This is a genomic window from Pseudoalteromonas sp. S2893 (assembly GCF_005887105.1).
GTDB lineage: Bacteria > Pseudomonadota > Gammaproteobacteria > Enterobacterales > Alteromonadaceae > Pseudoalteromonas > Pseudoalteromonas atlantica.
On sequence record NZ_PNCY01000075.1, the window covers coordinates 1 to 4,742 of the forward strand.

4 protein-coding genes are annotated in these 4,742 nt (G+C 40.4%); 3 read left to right on the forward strand and 1 reads right to left on the reverse strand.

The features are described from left to right. Positions 1–140: 140 nt before the first annotated feature. Positions 141–1,061, forward strand: a complete 921-nt coding sequence (gene galU / locus CWC04_RS19175) for a UTP--glucose-1-phosphate uridylyltransferase GalU (RefSeq protein ID WP_138686189.1) — start codon at positions 141–143, stop codon at positions 1,059–1,061. Positions 1,062–1,325: 264 nt separating this feature from the next. Here galU and CWC04_RS19180 read toward each other — a convergent pair whose 3' ends face one another. After that, a complete protein-coding gene (locus CWC04_RS19180) occupies positions 1,326–2,771 on the reverse strand; it encodes a capsule assembly Wzi family protein (RefSeq protein ID WP_138686190.1) in 1,446 nt (481 codons plus the stop codon). 629 nt (positions 2,772–3,400) lie between these two features. Between CWC04_RS19180 and CWC04_RS19185 the strand changes: the two genes are divergently transcribed. Further along, complete coding sequence (locus CWC04_RS19185) at positions 3,401–4,174, forward strand: YggN family protein (RefSeq protein ID WP_064386118.1); 774 nt, start codon at positions 3,401–3,403, stop codon at positions 4,172–4,174. 141 nt (positions 4,175–4,315) lie between these two features. Next, on the forward strand, positions 4,316–4,669 hold the full coding sequence (locus tag CWC04_RS19190) for a four helix bundle protein (protein ID WP_024032429.1): 354 nt from the start codon (positions 4,316–4,318) through the stop codon (positions 4,667–4,669). Positions 4,670–4,742 lie beyond the last annotated feature (73 nt).

Genomic DNA, 4,742 nt, shown 5'->3' on the forward strand with positions numbered 1-4,742 from the left:
AAAAGATAAAAGCTAAAAGCTAAAAGCTAAAAGCTAAAAGCTAAAAGCTAAAAGCTAAAAGCTAAAAGATTTCCATTCAGCCCCCATCTACATTTAACCTGTTAACTTAAAATAATTAATTTACAAATAAAGGACTACCTATGAAAGCTGTTATTCCTGTTGCCGGCCTTGGCACACGCATGTTACCTATGACTAAAGCAATTCCTAAAGAAATGCTACCGATTGTAGATAAACCACTTATTCAATACATAGTGAGTGAGTGCGTAGCTGCCGGTATTAAAGACATTGTACTGGTAACACATAGCTCTAAAAACGCTATAGAAAACCACTTTGACACCAGCTACGAGCTTGAAGCTACTTTAGAAAAGCGTGTTAAGCGTGCTTTACTTGAAGAAGTACGCTCTATTTGCCCTGCTGATGTAACGGTAATGAGTGTACGCCAAGGTGAAGCTAAAGGCCTAGGGCACGCTATTTTGTGTGCAAAGCCAATTGTAGGCGATGACAACTTTATAGTATTACTCCCTGATGTAATACTTGATGCTTATACGGCCGATCAAAAAACTGAAAACCTAGCCGCGATGATCAAACGCTTTAACGAGACTAAAGCAAGCCAAATTATGCTAGAACCAGTAGCACAAGATGATGTAAGCAAATACGGTATTGCTGATATTAACGGCGTGCAGTTAACGCCAGGTAACAGTGCGGCAATTAAAACAATGGTTGAAAAACCTGATGCAGATAAAGCACCATCAAACCTTGCTGTTGTTGGCCGTTATGTACTAAGTAAGAATATTTGGCCGCTACTTGCCAAAACGCCAGTAGGCGCTGGTGGTGAAATACAATTAACAGACTCTATTGATGCGTTAATGACTCAAGAAACCGTTGAAGCATTTCATATGAGTGGCCGCTCGCACGATTGTGGCGATAAGCTAGGTTACTTAAAAGCGATTGTTGAATACGGCATGCGTGATACCAAGTTGGGTGAGGATTTTGGCCAATATTTAAAAACATTGGTAAATGATGAGCCGGCTGCGCAATCTGATAATGTTGTAAATTTATAATATTGTAGAGCGTAACCTATATTATTTGTAAGCGCGGCTATATGCCGCGCTTTTTTATGGGTGTATGTATTTTGGCTGACGGCTGCTGCTATGCTTTGCGTGAGCAAGCTTCACGCCTACAACATTGTGTTTTTAATGTAGGCGCCTTGCTAGCTGGCGCGCTTAGGCTTTATGCCGCATTAAAACAATAAGGCTAAACGCGAGTTCAACTTGCTGCTACTAAAGTGTTTAAAACAAAATTTCAAGGAGCGCCTTTAATAACCTTTAAAAATTGGCGAATACAGCTAACCGTGCAAAGGTTTCTCCGTATACATCTTTGCCCTGATAAAGCTCAGCTCCCCAGCTTTGTGCGCCCATTATTGGTTTGCTTAATTTACGCGTATAAGCTGTTTGCACTTCGTAGCCAGTTTTATAACCATCGCGTTTATTTTCCAGCGTGCGGATAGTGGTATTAAGTGTTTCTATAGAGGTTAACTGCCAGTGCCAATTTACACTCATTGATTTTGCGGGTGTATAGTCAGTGTAGTTGTGCTCATCACCACCCCAGTGGCCAATCACATTGCCAGAGTTACGGTTTCCATCAAGGTACAAATCATTCTTGTACCAGCCGCCTTGCCAGTTACTATGCTCAAACCTTATGCTATGATTTTGAGTAACATAAGGAAAGAATAAGCCGAGGCTGTAAGCATTATTACGCGAGCCGCCCCCAAGTGTATCTTCTAAAGCTACCTCTCCATATATTTCAAACGGTAGTGAATAAAGGCTATTGTTGTATTCAAATGTTATAGAACCTAATTGATCGCCTAGCTCATAGTTAGCATCTACCTCATCTGCATCAGAAGTAGTTATATTATCTTTATTGCCAGGTGTAAAAAAACCTTCTGCAAAGTCTTTTAGTGTTACGCTACGTGGCCCGCCACCAAACTGCATCAAGCGGCTCAAACCAATGGTTAGGTTGTTGGTAGCTGCAAAGCTTGTGTGTAAACCAAATAAGTAGGGCTTACCTGACTTGAACTGTCGAGCAACGTCTCTTTGTTTAGTACTTTCAAGTATTCCGCTTTGCTCTGTCATTTGGCTAATAAACATATCGTATCTAATGTTAAAGCTAGTGATTGGCTCTACGTTACTTATTGTTATAGAAGGTGTTGTTTTAGCTTGTGTGCTTAGTAGCATGGCGCTGTCTTCAAAGGGAGAGTACCAATGTTCACGGTAGCCAATATCTAGTTGTGCGTATTTATAACCTAGGTAAACAAAGCTTTGGGTTGGAAGTATTTCGTCTTCGTTGGCTATGCCAGCCACACTTACACCAAAGTGGCGGCCAAAGTTTGCGTATGCACCGCCTTCAACAATTAAGTTGGTTTTTGTGGTTTGCCCGCGCTGGTTTGGCAGTGTTTTGTTTTTAGTACCTGCAGCAATGGTTAACTTTGCAAAAGCGCCTGCGTCGCTTTGTACATATGGACTAAGCTGATAAGAAAGCGTTTGATATAACTCAGGGTAAGTATGCCTAACTGTTTGTAGCACTCTATAGATATCATGCGCTTTATAGGGCTTACTCATTATGTGTGTGTTTTTACTTACAGCTAAAAGGCGTTGTACTTGATGTTCAAGCTCAGGAACTTGATTTAAAGGTAAATAAGGTGAAACCCCGCCTTTAGCCATTACATTTGTACTGATTGCCATCCCGACAAGTAGCGATATTTTTTTTAGCATAATTATTCCGTTAGCAAAAAATTGTTTAAGTAAAAAACGTTAATGCGAGGTTAGCAATAAATAACTAAGTAAGAAAGAAAAAGACTCAAACCCACGTAGATTAGTCGTTATTTAGTATGGGTAAGATCTACATTTTTAGCCCAAATGAGCTTTGAGGTTAAGTTTTATTTTGCAGACGCGCAGCTTGCTGGCATATTTGGAATTTATTCTGCGTATATTTATTAATGCAAAATGTCTGACGCGAGGTGAAATCGCTGCTACTTGTATGTTTTCTCATTTGCTTCTCACTTACTTCTCTTTGTGAAAAAATAAAAATACTAATTCACAAAGAGGTTAAGAGACGCTGCGCTTTAGAGGGGGGGGGTTATAGGCGCCTTGCTTGCTGGCGCTTGGTTAAAATAGAGGTGTTTTATTTTTTGCGTGAGCAAGCTTCACGCCTACCAATAAAAAAGCACTGCGTTTATTGTAAACCCAGTGCTTAATAATTTATTTTGGCTAACAGCTAACAGCTAACAGCTAACAGCTAACAGCTAACAGCTAACAGCTAACAGCTAACAGCTATTTTTCTTGCATAAAGTTGGTTTTTTGTTAACCTACTTGCCTTCCTTTTTTAGCTTGTTGAGGTGTATATGGCGTTGTTATCTCGTTCGATATTGGCGTTGTGTTTAGCACTTTCAAGCTCTGCAGTTTTAGCTCAGTCACAGTGTGATGTTGAGCTTAGTCATGGCTTAATAATTACCGACGACGTTATACGTATTCTTGATAAAGGCCAAACGCGCGTACAAATTAATAATAATAGCCAGCTTTTTATTCGAGGTTACTGGGTTGATTTAAGCACTGAAGAAAGCAAAGTGCTTGAGCAATTTAGCCATGGTATTCGCCATACGGTGCCTGAGCTTGTTAATTTGGCTACCGATGGTGTTAACTTAGGTTTAAGCGCCATTGAACATGTAGTCGAGGGGATGTCTGACAAAGAGCCAGAGGTGCTAAAAACCCAGCTCCAGTACGTAGAGCGTGCGCTTATGGACAAATTTAAGCGCGGTGATGACTTCTTTTTTATCGCGCCACAGTCGCTCTCGCAAATAGATGATTTTTTCACTAAAGAAATTAGCCAGCAAATACACTCTGCCGTACATGGTTCGTTAGGGGCTATTTTAATGTCGCTTGGTGATGCGTTTAAATCACGCGAAGGTAATATTGAAGACCGTATTAACGACATGGGCCAACGTATGGATATTATCTCTAAAGAAATAGATAAATCCCTGCAAAAAAAGGCTCAGCAACTTGAGCTTAAAGCCTCTGAATACTGTGAATGTTTAAACGCACTCGATGTGACCGAATCACGCTTGCAAGCGATTGTCCCAGGCATGGCAGACTTTGATTTAGTACAGATAAAATCGTAAGGAAAGTGGGGAGTTATTAGCTGTAAGCTGTTAGTTATGAGCTATCAGCTATCAGCTATCAGTTTTAGGCTTTAATTGCGTTTAGGGTTTCTATTTCTTCAAATACTTCTAAGCTAAAAGTAAATAGCTAGGATTTAGCTCATGAACTTTGAAAACTTGGAAGTATGGAAACGATCTGCTCGCTTAAGTGCTGATATTTATAAAGCGACTAGCACTATAAAAGATTACGGATTTAGAGATCAATTAACGCGCTCTGGTTTGTCTGTTCCTAGTAATATAGCCGAGGGAATGACAAGAGACAGTAATAAAGAAAAAGTGAGGTTTTTAGATATCGCTCGCTCATCAATAGCTGAAGCAAGAACGCAAATTTATATTGGAATAGATATTTGTTATATAGATAAGTCCGTTGGTCGAAAGTGGCTTGATGAAACCGTAGCGCTTTCAAAAATGTTGACTAGTTTAATCGCAACATTAAAAATGACCGCTGACCGCTGACCGCTGACCGCTGACCGCTGACCGCTGACCGCTGACCGCTGACCGCTGACCGCTCTATAGTTTTACCTCTCCC

Excerpts from the sequence above, each read along its gene's own strand:
- galU (WP_138686189.1), top strand. The coding sequence starts at position 141 with ATGAAAGCTGTTATTCCTGTTGCCGGCCTTGGCACACGCATGTTACCT.
- CWC04_RS19180 (WP_138686190.1), bottom strand. The coding sequence starts at position 2,771 with ATGCTAAAAAAAATATCGCTACTTGTCGGGATGGCAATCAGTACAAAT.
- CWC04_RS19185 (WP_064386118.1), top strand. The coding sequence starts at position 3,401 with ATGGCGTTGTTATCTCGTTCGATATTGGCGTTGTGTTTAGCACTTTCA.
- CWC04_RS19190 (WP_024032429.1), top strand. The coding sequence starts at position 4,316 with ATGAACTTTGAAAACTTGGAAGTATGGAAACGATCTGCTCGCTTAAGT.